The sequence below is a fragment of the Armatimonadota bacterium genome (genome assembly GCA_016223145.1).
Classification (GTDB): domain Bacteria; phylum Armatimonadota; class Fimbriimonadia; order Fimbriimonadales; family Fimbriimonadaceae; genus Nitrosymbiomonas.
On sequence record JACRPN010000008.1, the window covers coordinates 236,103 to 254,606 of the forward strand.

At 60.3% G+C, this 18,504-nt stretch carries 17 protein-coding genes; 6 read left to right on the forward strand and 11 right to left on the reverse strand.

Annotated elements, in window-relative coordinates; all coding sequences use genetic code 11:
- Positions 1–350 precede the first annotated feature (350 nt).
- A complete protein-coding gene (locus tag HZC36_06250; GenBank protein ID MBI5706573.1) occupies positions 351–1,784 on the forward strand; it encodes a hypothetical protein in 1,434 nt (477 codons plus the stop codon).
- 357 nt (positions 1,785–2,141) lie between these two features.
- On the opposite strand, the gene HZC36_06255 is transcribed toward HZC36_06250, so the two are convergent.
- From HZC36_06255 to HZC36_06270, 4 genes are all read right to left on the reverse strand, one after another.
- A complete protein-coding gene (locus HZC36_06255) occupies positions 2,142–2,480 on the reverse strand; it encodes a transposase (protein MBI5706574.1) in 339 nt (112 codons plus the stop codon).
- 130 nt (positions 2,481–2,610) lie between these two features.
- Entirely contained in the window at positions 2,611–2,997 is a 387-nt protein-coding gene (locus HZC36_06260) for a hypothetical protein (protein MBI5706575.1), read from the reverse strand.
- 4 nt (positions 2,998–3,001) lie between these two features.
- Positions 3,002–3,190 carry a hypothetical protein gene (locus HZC36_06265; protein ID MBI5706576.1) on the reverse strand — a complete coding sequence of 63 codons (189 nt, stop codon included), beginning with the start codon at positions 3,188–3,190 and terminating at the stop codon, positions 3,002–3,004.
- Positions 3,191–3,231: 41 nt separating this feature from the next.
- A complete protein-coding gene (locus HZC36_06270) occupies positions 3,232–3,936 on the reverse strand; it encodes a hypothetical protein (GenBank protein MBI5706577.1) in 705 nt (234 codons plus the stop codon).
- A 156-nt stretch (positions 3,937–4,092) separates the two neighbouring features.
- Between HZC36_06270 and HZC36_06275 the strand changes: the two genes are divergently transcribed.
- Positions 4,093–5,076 (forward strand): sugar phosphate isomerase/epimerase, encoded by a 984-nt coding sequence (locus tag HZC36_06275; GenBank protein ID MBI5706578.1) that lies wholly within the window; start codon positions 4,093–4,095, stop codon positions 5,074–5,076.
- Positions 5,077–5,352: 276 nt separating this feature from the next.
- Here HZC36_06275 and HZC36_06280 read toward each other — a convergent pair whose 3' ends face one another.
- From HZC36_06280 to HZC36_06310, 7 genes are all read right to left on the reverse strand, one after another.
- Positions 5,353–5,916, reverse strand: a complete 564-nt coding sequence (locus tag HZC36_06280; GenBank protein MBI5706579.1) for a PEP-CTERM sorting domain-containing protein — start codon at positions 5,914–5,916, stop codon at positions 5,353–5,355.
- A gap of 396 nt (positions 5,917–6,312) precedes the next feature.
- Complete coding sequence (locus HZC36_06285) at positions 6,313–8,739, reverse strand: M28 family peptidase (GenBank protein MBI5706580.1); 2,427 nt, start codon at positions 8,737–8,739, stop codon at positions 6,313–6,315.
- A gap of 331 nt (positions 8,740–9,070) precedes the next feature.
- Positions 9,071–9,598 carry a PEP-CTERM sorting domain-containing protein gene (locus HZC36_06290; GenBank protein ID MBI5706581.1) on the reverse strand — a complete coding sequence of 176 codons (528 nt, stop codon included), beginning with the start codon at positions 9,596–9,598 and terminating at the stop codon, positions 9,071–9,073.
- A gap of 197 nt (positions 9,599–9,795) precedes the next feature.
- Complete coding sequence (locus tag HZC36_06295; GenBank protein ID MBI5706582.1) at positions 9,796–10,341, reverse strand: PepSY domain-containing protein; 546 nt, start codon at positions 10,339–10,341, stop codon at positions 9,796–9,798.
- A gap of 570 nt (positions 10,342–10,911) precedes the next feature.
- Positions 10,912–11,598, reverse strand: coding sequence for a DUF1326 domain-containing protein (locus HZC36_06300; GenBank protein ID MBI5706583.1), 687 nt, complete (start codon positions 11,596–11,598; stop codon positions 10,912–10,914).
- Between the two features lie 135 nt (positions 11,599–11,733).
- Complete coding sequence (locus tag HZC36_06305) at positions 11,734–12,237, reverse strand: heavy-metal-associated domain-containing protein (GenBank protein ID MBI5706584.1); 504 nt, start codon at positions 12,235–12,237, stop codon at positions 11,734–11,736.
- A gap of 150 nt (positions 12,238–12,387) precedes the next feature.
- Complete coding sequence (locus HZC36_06310) at positions 12,388–13,236, reverse strand: prepilin-type N-terminal cleavage/methylation domain-containing protein (GenBank protein MBI5706585.1); 849 nt, start codon at positions 13,234–13,236, stop codon at positions 12,388–12,390.
- A gap of 160 nt (positions 13,237–13,396) precedes the next feature.
- Between HZC36_06310 and secD the strand changes: the two genes are divergently transcribed.
- From secD to HZC36_06330, 4 genes are all read left to right on the forward strand, one after another.
- Entirely contained in the window at positions 13,397–15,907 is a 2,511-nt protein-coding gene (secD, locus tag HZC36_06315) for a protein translocase subunit SecD (protein MBI5706586.1), read from the forward strand.
- Positions 15,908–16,022: 115 nt separating this feature from the next.
- Entirely contained in the window at positions 16,023–17,219 is a 1,197-nt protein-coding gene (locus HZC36_06320) for a DUF1343 domain-containing protein (protein ID MBI5706587.1), read from the forward strand.
- A gap of 19 nt (positions 17,220–17,238) precedes the next feature.
- Positions 17,239–18,003 carry a phytanoyl-CoA dioxygenase family protein gene (locus HZC36_06325; GenBank protein MBI5706588.1) on the forward strand — a complete coding sequence of 255 codons (765 nt, stop codon included), beginning with the start codon at positions 17,239–17,241 and terminating at the stop codon, positions 18,001–18,003.
- Between the two features lie 39 nt (positions 18,004–18,042).
- A complete protein-coding gene (locus HZC36_06330; GenBank protein ID MBI5706589.1) occupies positions 18,043–18,498 on the forward strand; it encodes an FKBP-type peptidyl-prolyl cis-trans isomerase in 456 nt (151 codons plus the stop codon).
- The last annotated feature ends 6 nt before the right edge of the window (positions 18,499–18,504 follow it).

Genomic DNA, 18,504 nt, shown 5'->3' on the forward strand with positions numbered 1-18,504 from the left:
GCCGAGGACGAGCTGTTTGAGGTTGCTCGTGCACTGCCCTCTTGAGAAGTAGGGGCTTGGGAACCACCAAGGCACCCATAGCGACAGGACAAACACAGCGCAGAACGCCAATGCGATCCAGGCGAGCCACGGATTTTTGGTCACTGCTGCCCCCCAGGCAAGGTGTCGTCTTCGCCTGCTCGATGCCACCACCCCTTCTGGGATGGAGGCTTTGTTGCGGGACCTGCTCTATTGGGAGCCTCCATCCCGATCGTCGGGGCGGAGGCATCCATGCCGGTCTCTATCTGAAACAGAGAGGCAAATCTGGATTTGCCGAAGGTCGGCAGGCCCATAGCTGTATCATACGGCAAATGGAGGCTCCTCCGGTCATAGCACCCCCCGGTCCGGCTGCACGCCGCAAGCGACGGCGCAGGCTCCTCTTCTGGATCCTCGGCTGTACGCTCGGCGCGATCGTCTTCGCTATTCTCGTCCTCTATTTCACGGTGAAGGGTGCGCTTGACCGGGGCATTGATCTTGCTGCCGGGGACGCCGCCCGGTCGCTTCCCGCCGAACGTGCCGCCGCGAAGGCCGAAGGGTTGCCGCTGACTCCGGCTGAGCTCTTCGCCGACCGTGAGAAGGTCCGAGACGAGGACAACGCCGCGCCGATCTATCTGAAGGCCATCGCCGAGATGAAGGCGGTGAGGACGAAGAACCGTTCGGCCGTCTATGACAAGATGACGGCTGCCAGAGCTCTGCTCAAGGGCGACCAGACGGGGATTGCTCCCGCCAAGGACCTCTTGTCGGGTTACGCTGAGCCGCTCACTCTTGCGGAAGGGGCGGTCCTCAAGCCCAGGTGTGACTTCCACCGGAACTGGAACGACGGCCTGGTGATGCTCTTGCCCGAACTGGCAGACCTCAAGACGATGTCCAGGCTGTTCGCCTTGCGGGCCATCTTGAGGGCCCAGGCCAAGGATTTCTCTGGGGCAGAAGACGACCTGAGAACGGCGCTCAAGGTCGCTGCCCATACCGCCGACGAGCCCGGACTCATTCAGATGCTGGTCGGAATGGCCTGCGCGACCGATGCTCACGCCGCTATCCGCCAGATCGCCGTCCTCTGCCGCAAGACTCCGCAAGAACTTGCGCAGCTTGCTCTCGTTGAGGGTCTCACCCCACCCCTCGACCCCGTTTCCGCCATAAAGGCCGATTGCGTGGCGGACGTGACCTCGATTCGCGACATCCCAAAGATCGTGAACGACCCGATCATGGAGGTGAGCCCCATGGAGAAGGCGTTCGCGACCAATCCCAAGCTGATCCAAGCGGGCGAGGCACGAACGATCCGGTACTGGCGAGAAGTGCTGAGGGTGGTTCGGTCCGGAAAGAGCGGCCCCGAGATCCTGAAAGGTCTGGACAAGCTGGACGAGCAGGAGATAAGCCCGGACCTGGTGCTCAGTGCTCTTGGTGCCCTCGATTCGGCCGCCCCAGCCTCCGCGAGGAGCGGGCAGGAGAGCATCCTCCGCTATCGGACCATGCGAGCGCAAACGAGAGCGTTTCTGGCTGTACTCGCCTATCACGCCGAGCACCACCGCTGGCCGAAAGCGCTTTCCGAGATTGCCTTAGTGGGTGACGATGAGATCGCCGCCAAGCCGCTGCAGTACAAGGCGCTGAGGAACGGCTTCAAGATTTGGGGCGTCGGCAAGAACCGCAAGGACGACCGCGGAGTGTTCGGCAAGACTCAGGACGAAGGGGATCAGCTGATCTGGTATGAGGAAGGGAAGGGCCTGATCCAGCCTCTGAAGAAGAAGTAGGTTGGCTTTGGTTGTGCGCCTTTGGGAGAGACGCTTTTGGGAGTGCGCGGGCTTGCCCGCGCTTTGACTCGCACTCGAGACAACAAGCAGTTTGGAAGATAGCCCCGCGCGAAGCTAGCTTGTGGGATTGCGCGGGCTTGCCTGCGCTTTTCCCTAGAACTCGTCAAACACCTTGACTCGCGACGTGTCCATACCCATCACCGATTCATAGAGGGGGCGGTCCGCCTTGAGAAAGAACCATGAGGCAGAACACCAACGGTACTCGCTGGCAATACGGACGAGGCCGTGCTTGACTGGATTGTTGTGGACGTAGGCCAGACGCGCAAAGTACGACTTCTCGTAAGTGAGCCGGGTGTCTCAGCTTCTATACCAGACCTGCCTTCCAGTTGCGCTTTGGCGCTTGTTGAGCTCGATCGCTGTGAGCCCATGCACCTTGCTGGTTAGTGTCCTTACAGCGTTCGGACGATCTGGGGAAAAGCCAACCAAGTGATAGTGATTGGAGAATACCGCCCATGCCTGGAGCTGCCAGCCCTGTTCTTCGGCGACCGAGAGGAGCGTGTCGTGAAGCAGCCTCAGGCTTTCTGAATCTTTGAAAAGGTGCTCTTTATGATAAGTGCCGGCCGTAATGATGTAGGTGCCAGGATGATCGACGATCTTTGAAGGCGCATGCGGCCAGCTCATCGGTGGCGACGACATTTCTGATTATGATCTGGAGTTGTGGGATCTCCTGTAACCTAAAGCGCGAGAAAGCTCGCGCACTCCCAAAATGCTCAACGTAAGGTCAAAGCGCGAGCAAGCTCGCGCACTCCCAAACACCACCATAACCTCACTCAAACACCACTCTCTCCGAACCCAGCACTTCGCCTTCGAACAGCACGTCAAAGCGGTACGTACCCTTTGCCGGGATGACGGGATAGCCCTCGAAATCAAATGCAAGAAGGGGCCTGAAGCCATCCACACCCATCGGCGCCGCTTTGAACAACCCATCCTGCTTCCAGAGCACACGGCCGTCCTCGTCGATGAGTTGGGCGGTGAGGGTCCCTTCGCGGCCGGCGTCGTCAATGTCCGTCTCCACTTCGATGGCGAGCTTGGTGCGGGGAAAGGGCGAAGGGTATTCGGCGCGGCCCATGCGGTTGACCAGCCCCCAAATCACCGGCAGTCCATCGCCGTTGGTGCCGAGGTCGAGGACGAGCTTGCAGAGGGAAAGGCGCATGGCCTTAGTGTAGCGCCGGGTCGTCTTCGCGGGAGCTTTGATCGTTTGCCACGGCATGGGTCTTGTCAATGTCGCGGGTGTATTCGTTCGACTGCCGTGCCTGTGCGACCTCGGCTTCGCTGGGTTTGGCGGGAGCGGCGCAGCCCACCATTAGCACCACCGCGGCGCACGAAAGCAGGCAAAGGCACTTCATAACCCTGATCCTTGGCGTTTGACGGGTTTCCTGAACTCGCATCAATGCTGGAGCTGCTTGATGGACTGCTTGCGCGGAATCACGTCGGCTGTGCACCAGAACCAGAAGCCCGTGGGCGTCATGTTTTCACTGAGGATTGAACGGTCGAAGTTGCCGATGCCTCGTTTCTGCAGTTCTGCCGAGCTTGGCTCGTGGCTGAACTCGAAGTTCGCCCAGGTGTCCGAGTCTCCAGCCATGGACTCGCCGGCCCTGAATCTGCTCACAACGGCCTTCATTTGCCCGGCTCGACGAAACTCGAAGAACGCCGTGATCGTTCCGTCGTGGTTGATCCTCATCCGAATCTTTGCCTCGAAATCTGCGGACGGCTCTGAGAACTTGGTCTCCGCGTTGTTTGTCAGGGTGAGTGTTGAGTCGGCCTTCACCCCAAAGAGCGGTATGTCGTACATCACCCGCAGCTTGATCCTCATGGGATCCTCATCGAAAAGGGCGATGACCCGCTGCAATTCATCCACTTTCTCCTTTGGACCCTTGGCAACGACCTCGTTTCGGCGAGCATCAGCCCTAAGCTCAAAGTCTGGAACCAGGCCGCACTTGACTGTTTCGTTTGGCAATACGGGCGGTCCCTCGGGCCGAGACATCCTGCTGAGCAAGTAGGTTGAGGCGACTTTGGTCACCGGAATCGCAACCTCTTCGACGCTGATGGGCCCGATGAGCCACGCCGAGGCCATCAGATTGACGATGAGCATCTCTATCCCCTCCCGCCGCGCTTGCGGCATCAAAGATTGAGACGGGATTCCTGACGAAATCGTTTACGGATGAGGCCCGTAGGTTCCAAGGCTCTGGTGAAAGGGATGAAGGCGCTCCAGCAGGACCACCGCCTTCCTTGATAGAATCCAGATGGTATGAAGATCGGCATTTTCACGGCACTTTTCGGCGACAAGTCGCGCACCGAGACCCTGGACATCGTCAAGGCGGAAGGGATCCAGGCAGTGGAGTTCGGCGCGGGCGCCTATCCGGGCAGCGCCCACCTTGAAGTACAGAAGCTGCTCGAATCCAAGGCTGAGCGCGACAAGCTGATGAAGGACGTCGAGAGCCGCGGGCTCATGATCTCCGCGATCAGCGTTCACGGCAACCCGATCCATCCGGTCAAGGCGATCGCCGACGATCATCACAACGTCTTTGTGAACGCCGTCAAGCTGGCCTCGATGCTCGGCATCGAGTGTGTGAATGGCTTCTCAGGCTGCCCCGGCGACGGTCCCCGAGCCAAGAACCCCAACTGGGTCACCTGCGCCTGGCCGGACGAGTTCCGCGACATCCTCGAGTGGCAATGGAAGCGCCGCGTGATCCCCTATTGGCGCGAGCAGGCCGCCTTTCTGAAGGCGCACAACGTCAAGTTCTGCATCGAGATGCACCCCGGGTTCGTGTGCTACAGCAACGACACGCTGCTCAAGCTGCGCAACGGCGTCGGCAAGAACGGCGACGCCATCGGCGCGAACTTCGACCCCTCGCACCTCTGGTGGCAGGGCATCGATCCCATCGCAGCGATCCGCGAGCTGGGCGCCGAGGGCGCCCTTTACCACGTCCACGCCAAGGACACGCGCATCGACCCGTACAACTCCGGCCGCAACGGCAACCTGGACACCAAGAGCTACGGCGACATTATCAAGCGCTCATGGGTGTTCCGCTCAGTCGGGTACGGGCACGGTATCGAGTGGTGGAAGGACTTTTGCTCGAACCTGCGGATGGTGGGCTACGACCACGTGCTCTCGATCGAGCATGAGGACGGCCTGATGACGAGCATGGAGGGCCTGCGCAAAGCGCTCGACGTGCTGAAGCAGGCGGTCATCCAGGAGCAAGCGGGCAAGATGTTCTGGGCGAAGGATTGATTTAGAAGGCACCCGGGCCCACTCCCGCAAGCCCGTTGGAACCCTCGATCCGCCCAGTGGGCCGAGGAATTCCTTATCAGCCTCGTGGAATCGCCGTATCGTGCCGTGCCACTCGGGTCCGCAGCCAGACTATTGTCATTGTGACGGTTTGGCGAAAGGACCAACCTCGCCCATTGGGGCGTTACGAAGCAAGGTATCCGGCTACCGAGTGGCTTGGCGGGGCGCAACAGCATGGCACGCGGCGCGTGCCATGCTGCTTCTTTGGCGATAGTCTGCCTACTTCTTGGCGCGTCGGCGCATAACCGCCACGAGGCCAAGTCCGAGAGCGGCGATCGATGCCGGCTCGGGTACGACATCGAAGGTGGCTTTGAACTGGGTGCTTAGGCCGTCGAAGATCGACAGGCCGCCGATGCCGTAGCCCCAATAGCCGTCGCCGGTTGGGTTCCCCAGAGTGTTGCCCATCCAGTGAACGCTCGACGGACCCACGCCATCCACAACCACCCCGTAGTGGCCACCCATAGTCATGGCAACGTTGATACCGCTCAGCACCACGTCTCCCGTAGTCGTTGGCCACGCCACGACAGTGCTATACAACGCAGCTCCGGTCGGGCCCAAGCCTGCAGTCCAGTTGTACACTTCGACGGTGAGGGAACCGCTGCCGCCTTCGATGGCAAACTGGTAGTCGGTCATCACCGAACCAGCCGCGTCAAAAGACTGGCCAACGGTCGTCCAACCAGATGTAATGCCTCCGTCCCAATACGGGTAGGTGTCGATTACAGTTGCTAGTGCTGAGGTGACGGCAAACACAAGGCTTACCAATACTAATGAGACTCTTTTCATCCCTTTTCTCCATTTCAAGCAGGCTAAAAAGCCCTGTGTCAGAGAACTCTCCGACTTTGTAGAGTGTAAGCCACGATTTGACACAGCATGTACGTCACACGATAATTCTGGCAAAAGTACCGGCGACTCTGGTCTGGTTTCCTCGTCCGATGCGACTCGCGGGCCGGGCGGCAGCGCATTCCGGTCTACTCGTCGCTAAGAGGCGTGAATAGCCCATAGGCACTCATCGCGCTTTGTCGGCGGATCGAAGATTGCAGTCGCAAACGGTGCCGTTTCGAAGTCCTTGCGCCAGTCCCACTACTGAATACGCGATGGCTCTCGATAGGCTCCGCAATCCACAGGTGGGAGCACCTACGTTCGTAACTCTGTCTTGCTTCCGCCGGGGGAAGCGTCGTACTAGGAAGCCGCGATCTGTTTAGCGGGGGCCATCTGAAGCCGGGCATCGGCAGGTTGCCTTGCGCTGTTCGCTACAGAAAGGGCGGGCGTTTCGTCGAGACCTAGGGTTGCGTCGTCGAGCCAGGCTTTGCCGTCACCGAACGCAAGCATCCCCACTTGGAGGACCTCCGCGTCTTCAGCCACCGCCACGGAGATTTCGTAGTAAGCCCAGTCCTTTGAAGTGATGGGCGTGGCCGCCATGTTCTCGTAGACTCGGATCTGGCGGTCCGTGCCCTCCACGCGAATCCAGAGCTGGGCTCGGCTTGGCGTTTGCCCGGGCTCCACGCGAACGGCGGCCCGGAACCTCACGGTCTTGCCCCGGAACGGTTTTGCGTCAACGGCTTGTCGGACGTTTGCAAAGAGCTTTCCCGGTCCGCCCTTCAGGTACACGGCGAGGCATTGCGCGCCCTGCTTCGGGCCGTCTGACGAGACCTCGGCAACGAACCCATCGTCCTTGGAGGCCGGCACCAGATGCCAGTCTTGAGGGGCGGCTCCCAATGCGCCAAGCTCAAGGTCGCCGTTCATCAGGCGAGGGTTGAGCGGAATCGTCAGCGGTGGCGCGGTTGCCTTCACGGGTTCAGGAGCGATTTGCACGGTCGCGCAACCGTAGATGCGGGGGTTGCTCGCGCTTTCGGCTCGAACCATATACCGGCCGACCTTTGCGGAAGCCACAAAGACGCCGTCAGGCGAAATCGTCCCGGCGGTCGGGTCTTTCAGCTTCCAAACGACGGTGTGCCCCTCCGATGGCTCAAACCTCGCGGAAAAGGTCTGCTTGGCCCCGGCAGACAGCTTGATTAAGTTCGGGGTAATGATCAGCTTTGTCTGCGGCCGGTCAATCGTCGGCCGTGAAGCGAGGTTGGCGATCGCGAAGCTCGAAGCATAGGCCGTCTTCGCGATCTTGCACATCTTTTCGAAGTCGATGGCGCCGACCTCATCATCCACCTGGTGGTACTGAACGTGGTGCCCGGTGTGAAAGTCGAAAGTGAGGATTCCTTTCTTGAAGTAGCTCTGGTGGTCGCTTCCCCCTGCGACCCTGCCCGAGCCAATCCACTCTTCCTCGTCGTAGTTGAGCCGGAGCTTCAGGAAGCGCTTGTTCACGTCCTCCACCGTTTGCTGGAGCTTTGAGCTCATCTTTGTGAGGCCCCGGGCGTAAACTTCGTCCGGCTCGGTCAGGTTCATGTGGACGGGATCCTTCGAGCCGAACGGCTTGCTCCGCCCGATCATGTCCATGTTGATGTAAGTGATCAGTTTCTTGAGGTCGATCGCCGGGTGGTCCACAAAGTGCTGCGAACCCCAGAGGCCTGGCTCCTCGGCGGTGTGCCAGATGAAGAGCATGGACCGTTTGGGCCGGGCTCCCGTCAGATAGGCATGGGCGATCTCGAGCAGCGCGGCCGACCCGGAGCCGTCGTCGTCCGCGCCATTATAGATTTGGTCTCCGATTCGGGCCGGATTGGTCCCTTCATGATCGATGTGCGCCCCCAGACCGACGAACTCCGCCTTCAGCTTCGCGTCCTTGCCTGGACAGATGGCGACGACGTTGTTGATGGTGGCGAACTCCTCCTTCTCCACGACGTTGAAGGAGAGCCGCTTCTCCGGCGAAAGTTCGAAGCTCGACACGTTTGCAGTGAGCGCCTTGGTAACTTGTTCGGCGCTGACGCGTTCGCCTGCGAAGAGCTCCTCGATCAACCTCGGCCCGGCGACCATGAGCGGAACTCCGATCTTGGGCGCCGGCTTGGCGGATTCGGGAGAGTAGAAGTGGGTCGGGAGGTTCTGGCTCCGGGCTGTAGCCCAAAAATCGGTCCTGCGGATCATCAGGATTCCGGCCGCCCCAAAGCGCTCGGCTGCCTGCTTCGGCGTCAGGTCGCTTGAACCGGGATCGGAGTTCAAGTCGCCCGAATTCATGCCCAATGGATAGCCGTCGGTGACGACCATGATTTTGCCCTTGACAGTGACGTTCGCATAGGGATCGATGCCCTTTCGGCCCAGGCGGTACCCGTGCCCGACGAACACGGCATTCCCATATGCTGAGCCATTGTTGGCGCCATCGGTAAAGCCCTCTCCGGCTTGCAAACGTTTGGTTCCAAGGTAAAGCGAGCTGGCACCCGAGTCCAGCACGGTTCGAACCAGCCTGAACTTCTGGAAGAACGTCCCGTTGTCTCCTGCAGGTTTGGCGCCCCAGAGCTTGAGCTGGGTGGCCACGTAAAGGCACGCCGTTTCGAGCCCGCGTGAAGGCGTGCCTCTTCCTTCCATTTCGTCGCTGGCAATGAACTCCAAGTGCGCCTTGAGGCGTTCAGGCGTGATGGCGTTTGAGTTCTCGAATCTGGCCTGCCCAAAGGTCAAGGTGACGCCAACGGCCAATACGAAGATCGCCCAAGTGCAACGCTGCATGGCGGTGGAGCCTACCCTCTGTTGGTTTGCGTACAAGGCTGCAATCAACGGAAACAAGCTCGCTTTGCTGGTTGCCTACCCGGGCCTTCTGGACTGCGTTGACAAGTCACCGCACTCCAAAGCGCTCAAGCCCGCGCACTCCCACACCAAGACCTCAAACCTCGCTTTCCAAACCCTCTTCCGAATTTGGGCTTGTCCCAAGTTCCCAATTTGGGGTGATCGCGGCGACAGGTCGCCTGCTCGACAGCGGCAAAAAGTCACCGCCGTCCAGATCATCCGCTTTCAGCAACCTGGAAGCGGATGATCGCTTTCACTATTGGCAGGCTTCTGCCTATCGCTTTCGGCGAATGAGCGCCAGACCGCCAAGGCCAAGAACCATCAGGCTCGCAGGCTCGGGCACGGCCGTATTCGAGAACGAGAAGGTGTGGTCGTCATAGTCCTGGTCGCCACCACCATAGAGGTCTTCGAAGCCAACCCACGTTTCGCCGGTGTTATTCCAGTTCATGACGATGTTGGCATGCGCCAAGCCGTCCGCGTTTCGGTAGCCACCACCGGTCTTCCAGTCATCTCCAGTATTCACCACGCGCAGTCGGAAGATCAACTCATCGCCAGCATTGAAGATGCCAAGATCGAAGGTCGTTCCGACCGAGGTCGAGTGGTTCGGGAAGATCGGCCCCACACCGGCCTGATCGAGATATAGCTCGCTGTCATATCCAGCAGAGCTTCCTTGAAACGTCGCGATGACGTGTCCGGTATTGACAACATAGACGCCCTGGCCGATCTGGCCGTAGGCAGCTCCCACTACTCCGAGCGCCAGCGAAAGCGCTAAGGCCCTATTGGCCCTCAATCCAATCTTCATTCTTAGCTCCTTTGCCCTATATGGCAATCATCGCGCGCATTGCGCGAATACGAGTGTATTGTCGCGAGCAATACATTTGTGACAGTCCAGGGCTGTGTGACGGATAGGCCTAGTACGATCACCAGGTCGGTTCTTTCGACAATGCCCAACGAAAACGGGCCTATCGACCGGAGTCCGGCTGTACCCGGGGGGTATGGCTAGCCGTCGGCCGCCCCCGCTCTCTTCGCCTGCTGCCTTCTGAACCGAGCTCGCCGCACCAGCGGGACCGAGAACATATACATGCCGGAAGAGCCCAAGGTGAAAAGGCCTAGCGCAACAAGCGGCAGGCCCCAGTCGTGAGTCGGGTCTCCAAAGAGGCTCAGGTCGTGGATGCTCTCGATCAGGTTGTCGTTGCGCCTGCCCACCGAGAGCACCTTGCCGGTTCGGGCGTCCACCTGGACCTCGTGGTATCCCTCCTTGCTCATAACCTTGAACAGGTTCTTGGACACGTGCAGCTCAAACCTGTAGAAGTCCTCGTGGGTCTGGAGCTCCGGGATTCCCACGGCAAAGACCGCCTCGGCCACCTGGCCGATCGGGATCACCTCGTACATATTCGCCAGACTCTGGCCCTCCTGTGCGGTGGGCTGAATCCAATCAAACCGCTTCTTCAGTGCCAGCAGGAATCCGGTGCAGGCGAGCACGATCAGAAACAGCGAGCAGACGATCCCGATCCATCGATGGGTGGCTCGAAGGAAGTGGAACATGCTCGATTTTAGCCGACAGGCCATCTGGAAGAGGTCAAAGCGAGGCACTGCGACCCTCCAGCCTCATGGTTGAAGGGAACGGAGTGCAGAGATAGGGCTCGTTTGAGACTATCGCTTGCGGCGATTCAGCGCCAGACAGTCCATCAACGAATTCCGGTTCTGCCCCGGAGCCGGAGATCGCGTGGTTCTGAAGCGCCATTTTCGTGGACCGGACCCGTCAAGTGGGTCGCTAGGAACGACAGCCACAAGCATCGGCACCGGCCGATCTTCATCCAGCGCCCGATCATCCGGGCTTCGAATATGAGGGCGGCGGTACGTAAGCGAACCAGTATTCGAGGTCTCACATCTTCAGCCCAAGACTCATGGCTGCGTTGGCGTGGCCAAGGGTGGGCAGAAGCAAGAACGGCAAGACGCAACAAAATGCGCCGCATGGCCGAAGCATGGCATCACTTTCCCCCAATTCGTAGCGTGCGAGATAGATTGAGGGCTGAGAACCTCGAGTCGGGAATTCGAGGCACCCCCGACCCGAACTTGCCGATCGGGCCATTGGGTGTGTTCTCGTATTCAGACCTACATCTTCCCGCTGCTTTCGATCGTGATGAAGAACCCGTTCTTGTTCTTGTGTGAGTAATCGTAGCCGTTGCCCTTGTAGTGGTGGGTGCTATACGCCAACTCGAAGCCGTCGTTCTTATGGGCGCCCCAATAGACCAGGTTCTTGATAACGCTCGGCTTGCCGTTGGAGCCTTTGTTGCCCACCAGCTTCACCTCACCCTTGTCGCCCAGCTTGGCGTAGCCGTTGTTGCCGGTTCGCTTCCAGGTGATCGGGGCCTCGTCCATCTTGATGCTCTCCCACTTGACGGGATAGACCTTTTGGATGAGGAACACGATGGCGTCCTTCTGCTTCTTTGTCGTTCCTTTGTTGAATGTGATGACCGCGCCCTTCATCTGGCCCTTGCTGAAGTCCCCGCCAAGGTCGCCTGAGAGCCAAACGTACGTGTTGTCCAGGTTCACGTCTCCGACGTTGCCCTTGACGATATGGACGGCATTGTTGAACTCGCAGAAGGCCTCTCCCTCCGGGCGAGTCGCGAAATAGCACTGGCAGAAGAGGTTACAGGAACAGGCCTCGATGTAATCGGCCTTGATGTGCCACGTGCCCTTCTTGGCGGGAGCGGCATGCTTGGCGGGTCCCGCCAAAGCGATCAGTGAAATAGCGAAGGTGGCCATGATGAGGCCGGCCCGCGTCGAAACTTGTTTCATCTTGTGTCCTCCTTGGAATGCCTTTTGGCCGATGGACCACCAGGCATCTTTACAAGAAAGTATATAACGACATTCACTGGAAAGCAAGGAAACTTACCGGGTTCCCAACAGAACCGGGTTTTGTGGAGCAGGAGGCTAGTTGGCAGTCGCAGATTCCGGGTCCCTGAGCGTCCCGCCGGATTCCTCGGCTGCCTTGAGAATGGCTGGAAGATAAGCGGGCGGCTGATCTCGGAAAGTGAGCAGAATGATCCGATCTTTATCCGGCATGCTCGCGGCGCGCACCCCGGGGACCTTTGTGAGCGCTGCACGGGTCTTCTCAGCTTGGGCCGCAGACAACTTGTCGTCGACATACTGAAGAGCGAGTCGCGCCTCATAATGGCCGTCTTTGCCCGCAATCACCTTCAAAATCTGCTGCAAGGAGACCTTATCAGGCGCGAACTTCAGTTCGACGCGTTTCTTGCCTGCGTCTGCCAGCACGACCTCTACCGGTTTGAACTTCGCGAGGTTGGAGCGGATCGCCTTTTCACACGAAGTGCAACTCATTGCCCCGACGTGAAACGACGCCGACGAGTTTTCGGACCCAACCCAGACTGGAAGGCTCGAAAGGAGCACGCCAAAGATGACAGCTTTGTGCAGCATGGCAATAGGTTACACCACAAAGGGCAAGACACATCCATCCATGAGCGCGCATCGGAACACACAAACGTCCACCGATTGCTCCCTGGTTCGTGCAGGAGCGGAGCCGTCCACCGCAGCAAGGGTCGATGGGCTCTCTGCGAGACGAGCTATTTATCGAAACCGCCAGATCACGGCTCCAAACTTGTTCAGTCCGTCGGCGGTGAACACCTTCACATGCCCATCGGCGAACACGATCGGCGAGGTTCCGTGGCCCTGCTTGTCGGCGCCATAGCGGCAGAAGATGGGCTTCAGTTCACGAACCGGCAGGTTTGGCGAGTTCGGATAGTTCTTGTCGTTGGGATCGACGACCAGGTCGCGGTCGCTGATCAAGGGCAGCCCCTTCAGGTAGTCGCCGTCGGGCGAATTCATGCCGTTGTAGGGATTGAAGACGTAGCCTCGATGCTTACTCGTGGTGTCTCCCTCGGGGCCGTTCGCGGTTACTGCGAAGAGCCCGGTCCTGGCTGCCTCTTCGGCTTGGGAGAAGTTCACGGCGCTCCGAAATCCCTCCGTGCCTGGGCCCGCACTGCCTGGAGTCGCGGTGCTATAAGGGTCCACTCCCGTGGCGTCGCTGTAGCCGATTCCCTGGTGCCTGCGCGAGAACCAGTCCGTGGCAAAACCGGCGTCTGTGCCTGCCGGGATGAAGATCTCTTTGTTCTTGACGTAAGGATCGAGGATCTGCGTCCAGATCGTGGGCGTCTCGCTCACGACGAACGACCTCATCGTGGCTGGAGGGAAGTAGTCGTCGTAATCCCCTGCGTACATCATCACCGAGGCTGAGAGTTGGCGCATCTGGGCCAGGGAGCGGGTCTTTTTCGCGGCTTCCTTGGCGCGTGAGAACACGGGGAACAGGATCGCGGCGAGGATCGCGATGATGGCGATCACGACCAGAAGCTCAATCAGCGTAAAGGCACCTTTCTTCACTGGGCAACTCCCTATCAATGGCCGAACGGCGATATTCATGATACGTCACACGGTCCGGCAGGGATACCCATAGGGTTTCAGATAGCCCTGAAAGTGGTGATTTGCAGTCCGGCGGCCCCCTCCTTTGTACTTGTGGGGACCGGACGGGACCCTCCCCGGTATACTACGGCGCACTATTCCTAACCTGGAGAACCCGACTTTGCGCTCACGCAGCTATCTATTTCTTTTCATCGTGCTCGGCCTTGCGGGGCTGTCTGGCTGGCTCTACACCACCCAAAAGGCCCGAATGGGCCTGGACGTCACCGGTGGTGTCCAGCTCACCTACCGCATGAAGCTCGAGGAGCTCACCGACGAACAGCGCAAGACCCTGAACATGGATCTGATGGAGAGGATCCTGGCCCAACGCATCCAGGGCGCGCTCGGCGTGGTGGACGGCACCGTTCAGCGGAAGGGTACCGACCAGTGGGTCATCGAACTCCCCGGCTTCACCGACATCAAAGAGGCTGAAAGTCTGCTCGGCAGCACGGCGAAGTTGCAGTATTTTCATGCTAAGACCGTCAGCACGGTTCACGCCCAGCGGCGCTACGAGTCCGACCGCGAGAAGTTCACCTACAACGGCGGCCCAGCGGAACGCTTCGTCATTCGGGCAACGGGGAAAACGATCGAGCCCAGCATGCCCGAGTACAAGGAGATGATCAAGAGCTGGGGCACGCCGATCCTTCAGGGTGCGGAACTGGCCTCAGCGAAAGCTCAGCAGAACGGCATCGGCAAGTACATCCCGCAGCTCAACTTCACCAAGGAAGGCGGCGAGAAGATGCAGCGCTGGTGCTACATCCACCAGAACAAGGGTGAGAACCTCGCGGCGGTGCTCGATGGCGTCGTCCTGAACATCGCCCCCCTCAAGGACGGCGCGGTCATCAAGGAATCCGGCGTCATTGAGGGCGAATTCGACGCGACCTATGTCACGAAGCTGGTTTCGCTCCTAAACGCGGGCGCTCTTCCCGTTTCGCTCGAAAAGCTCCACAGCGCGACCGTGGACCCCACCATCGGCAAGCACGCGCTTGAGAAGATCATCACTGCGGGCCAGGTGGCGTTCGGTGTTATCGGCGCGTTCTTGGTGGTCTATTACGTGTTCCCGGGCCTGGTGGCGCTCACGGCCCTCCTGCTTTACATCTTGTTCACGCTGACGGCGCTCAAGCTGATCGGCGCAACCTTCTCGCTGGCGGCGATTGCGGGATTCATCCTCTCCGTGGGCATGGCTGTCGACGCCAACATCCTGGTGTTTGAACGTCTGAAAGAAGAGCTTCGCGCAGGCAAGACCCTTCAGGCTTCGATTGACCTCGGGTTCCGGCGCGCCCTGCCGGCGATTTTCGACTCGAACGCTTGTACCATCCTCACGTCCCTGGTCCTCCTGGCGTTGGGTACCGGCCCAGTCAAGGGGTTCGCGACGACCCTGATCATCGGTGTGGCGATCTCATTGTTCACGGCGGTTACGGTCACCCGGCTGCTGCTGAACTTCCTCGTGGGATCCGGCCTCGGGGCCAATCCCAAGTGGTACGGCTTGAGCCGGCAGTGGTTCGGTGAGCACCTGGAAGCGGGCGCCATGCACAAGCCCCTGGCGATCGTCGAAAAGCGCAACTGGTTCTTTGCCATTTCGATCTTGACGATCATCCCCGGCGCGATCGCGCTGGCGATGGGCGGCATCAAGCCGAACGTCGAATTCAGCGGCGGCTACACGGCCAAGTTCAACAACGCTTCGAAGCACTTGACGATGAACCAGGTTCAATCAAGCCTCGAAGCGGGGGGCATTAAGGGCACCAACATCCGGATCGGCAACGACGGGATCGTGGACTTCCTTGAGGTGACGGCCCCCGGGCAGGCCATTGGAGACAAAACCGACGAGGCCAAGGCGAAGGTCGCTTCCGCGTCAGGCTACGAGCCAAGCGAGATCATCGAGTTCACCGAGGTCGGCCCGATGGTGCAGGCTGAAACGGTGCGAAACGCCATTCTTGGCGTGATCTATAGTGCCGCGCTGATCGTGCTCTACTTGGGCATCCGGTTTGGCTTCGCCCTGGGCGGCTTTGCCATTGGCCTTCGATTCAGTGTCGCCGCGATTGGCGCCATGCTGCACGACGTCCTCGTGGTGCTTGGCCTTGCGGCGATCTTCGGCATGGCGATGGGCTGGGAGATCAGTTCGCTATTCATCACGGCGATGCTGACGATGATCGGCTTCTCCACCCACGACACCATCGTCATCTTTGACCGAATTCGCGAGAACCTCCGCCGGCACCTGCCCGGTGAGGACATCGGCAACCTGATCAACAAGTCCATCACCCAGTCCATCGCGCGATCGATCAACACGTCCTCGACGGTCATCATGACCCTCATCTGGCTGATCGCCATCGGTTCGGCGACAACAGACCTGAAGTTCTTCAACTACGTCATGCTCTTCGGCATCATCTCGGGAACGTACTCCTCGATCTGGAACGCAAGCCCGATCCTCTATGTGATCGACCGCTGGCTGGCCAAGACGCGCGGCGAGCAGAGCACGCTGCTCGGCATCGCGGCGCACGAACTGGCACGGGCCAAGGTCATGGCGCAGGACCAAGACCGGCGTACGAGGGCGCAGTCCGCAGAGGAGCAGTACGGCACGATCAAACGCCGCAGCGGGACCCAGCAGCGCAAGGGCGAACAGCACCTGGACGACTAGCCTCTTAGCCCCTCCCTCGTTTTGGTTCGTAAATGAGGGAGGGGTTGGGGAGGGAGACCGTTGCGCCAATGCCGCACAATTCTTGCCTCCCGCAGCGGGGTAGCCTCTTCTCCCAATGAGCCTCCTTACAGGACTTGACCGCCTGGTGGTTTGCGACTTCCAGAAGCTTACTGGCAAGACGATCGGCGTCGTCTGCAACCAGGCCACCGTCAATTCCGGGCTCACCCACTTCCTCGACCTCTTGCTCCCTTTGCACCGCCAGGGCAAGCTCAAGGTCGCCGCCGTCTTTGGCCCCCAGCACGGCCCTTGGGGCGTGCAGCAAGACAACATGATCGAGTGGGAGGGCGGCGTCGATGCTCGGACCGGCCTTCCTTTCTATTCCCTCTATGGTGAGCGCCGGGAACCGAAGCCGGAATGGTTGGCCGGGCTTGATCTGCTGGCCTTGGACCTTCCCGACATCGGCAGCCGGTACTACACGTTCATCTGGACCCTCGCGCTGTGCATGAAAGCTTGTGAGTCTCTGGGACTGCCGATCTTGGTGCTTGATCGGCCGAACCCTCTGGGAGGCATCGAGGTGGAGGGGACCGTGGGGCGGCAGGAGTTCGCCAGCTTCGTGGGGCTGCACCCGCTGCCCATGCGCCACGGGATGACTTTGGGCGAGATCGCCCGGTACCTGCAATCAGAGTTCTATCCGAGGTCGGTGGTCGAAGTTCTGTCGTTGGAGGGCTGGGACCGTGCGATGCAGTTTGAGGACTTTGGGTCGAACTGGGTCATGCCGTCGCCGAACATGCCATCCATCGAAACCGCCCGCGTGTATCCCGGCATGTGCCTGCTGGAGGGCACGAAACTGAGCGAGGGAAGGGGAACGACGCGCCCATTCGAGATCTTCGGCGCACCGGGTTTCGATGGATGGAAGCTGGCCGAAGAGCTCGACGGCCTAGGCCTGTTGGGGTGTCTGTTCAGGCCGATGTCATTCCAACCGACGTTCCAAAAGTTCGCTGGCCAGGCGTGTCAGGGGGCCTTTTTGCACGTGACAGATCGCATGGCCTTCAGGCCGGTACTGACGGCGGTGGCCGCGTTGCAGGCTTGCCTGCGGCAGTGGCCCAAGGGGTCCAGCTTCTGGCGCAAGCCGCCCTACGAGTATGAGTTCGAGAAGCTGCCGTTCGACATCCTGGCGGGGAACGCGTGGCTGAGGGAGGCAATCGAGGCTCAGACGCCGCTTATCGAGATTACTGAACGGATGAGGGCGGAGTGTGCTGCCTTCGAGCCGCAGCGCCAACGTGCACTTGCCATTGGGGAGAGCAGAAGTTAGTCGGTAGACTCTGCCCACCATGTCGCCATCCGTTGAGCTCTCCGATGAGCATGTCGCCCAGTTCCACGACGAGGGCTACCTCAAGCTCCCAAACCTGAGCACACCAGAGGAACTTGCGCAAATGAGGGCCGTCTACGACGACCTCTTCGCCGGGCAGGAGGGCGCCGACACGGGCATGCGGTTTGACCTTGCGGCGCGCGAGAGCGCCAAGCCAAAGCTTCCCCAAGTGCTCGATCCGGGCAAGTTTCGCCCCGAGCTCCGCCAGACCCTGGCTTGGGCCAACGCGGGAAGGGTGCTGGAACAGCTTCTGGGCCGAGAGCCCGACTGGAGGGGAGACCACGCGATCCTCAAGCCGGCCGGCTATGGGGTGGCCACGCCATGGCACCAAGATGAGGCTTACTGGGAGCCCGAGCTCGAACACTCGTCCCTGAGCATCTGGCTGCCACTGCAGGACGTCGACGAGCGGTCGGGGTGCATGTGCTTCGTGCCCGGATCGCATCGGCTCGACATCCTCCCGCACCAGCCGATCGGCAACGACCCCAAGGTCCATGGCCTGGAGCTCGCTGGTCCAGACCCGAAAGGCGTGGTGGCTGTGCCGCTCAGGGCCGGGGAGGCCACCGTTCACGGGGGCCGGACCCTCCATTTCGCGCCGCCCAACACTTCTGATGTCCCCCGCCGCGCTTACATCATGATGGGTGGGCTGGCGGGTAGGCCGTTAGCGGTTCCGAGAAGGTTTCCTTGGCAAGAGCTTCAGAAAGCTGCCGGCGCGCCTGCGAGCGAGTAGCCGCTTCGAACCGGGTCTGTGCTTCGTCTTTAACCAGAAATGGGTTCTGACCTCATTGTTGCGTTCAAGGTCGGGCTGGCGCTGATGGGCGTGCAGCCTGGCGTTGCGGCGTCCAAGCCGGTTGACCCCAGGGCGGCCTCGATTCAGGAAGGGGGAAGCCCCGTCGGGCTCCCCGCCAAGCCTGGCGACCGGGTGACCGTCGAGTTCGTTGTGTCCACGATGGAGGGCAAGGAGATCGCCAATTCGGCGAAGCGGGGATTGCCCTACACGGTCGCCATCGGCGACCCGGCTTCGAACCCGTTTTGGCAGACCGCGCTCGGCTCATGCCGGGTGGGGATGGAGCGAAAGATCATGTTTAGCGCGGAGAACTTCTTCGGAACGGAAGGGGCGCCTCCCGTGGTGCCGGCGGACACGCCCCTGTTGGGGATCATCCGGATCGTTCGCATCGTGCGTTCCGCGGCCGCCGCGCCGCCTCCCAGCACCGCCCAAAGGTAGACTCGT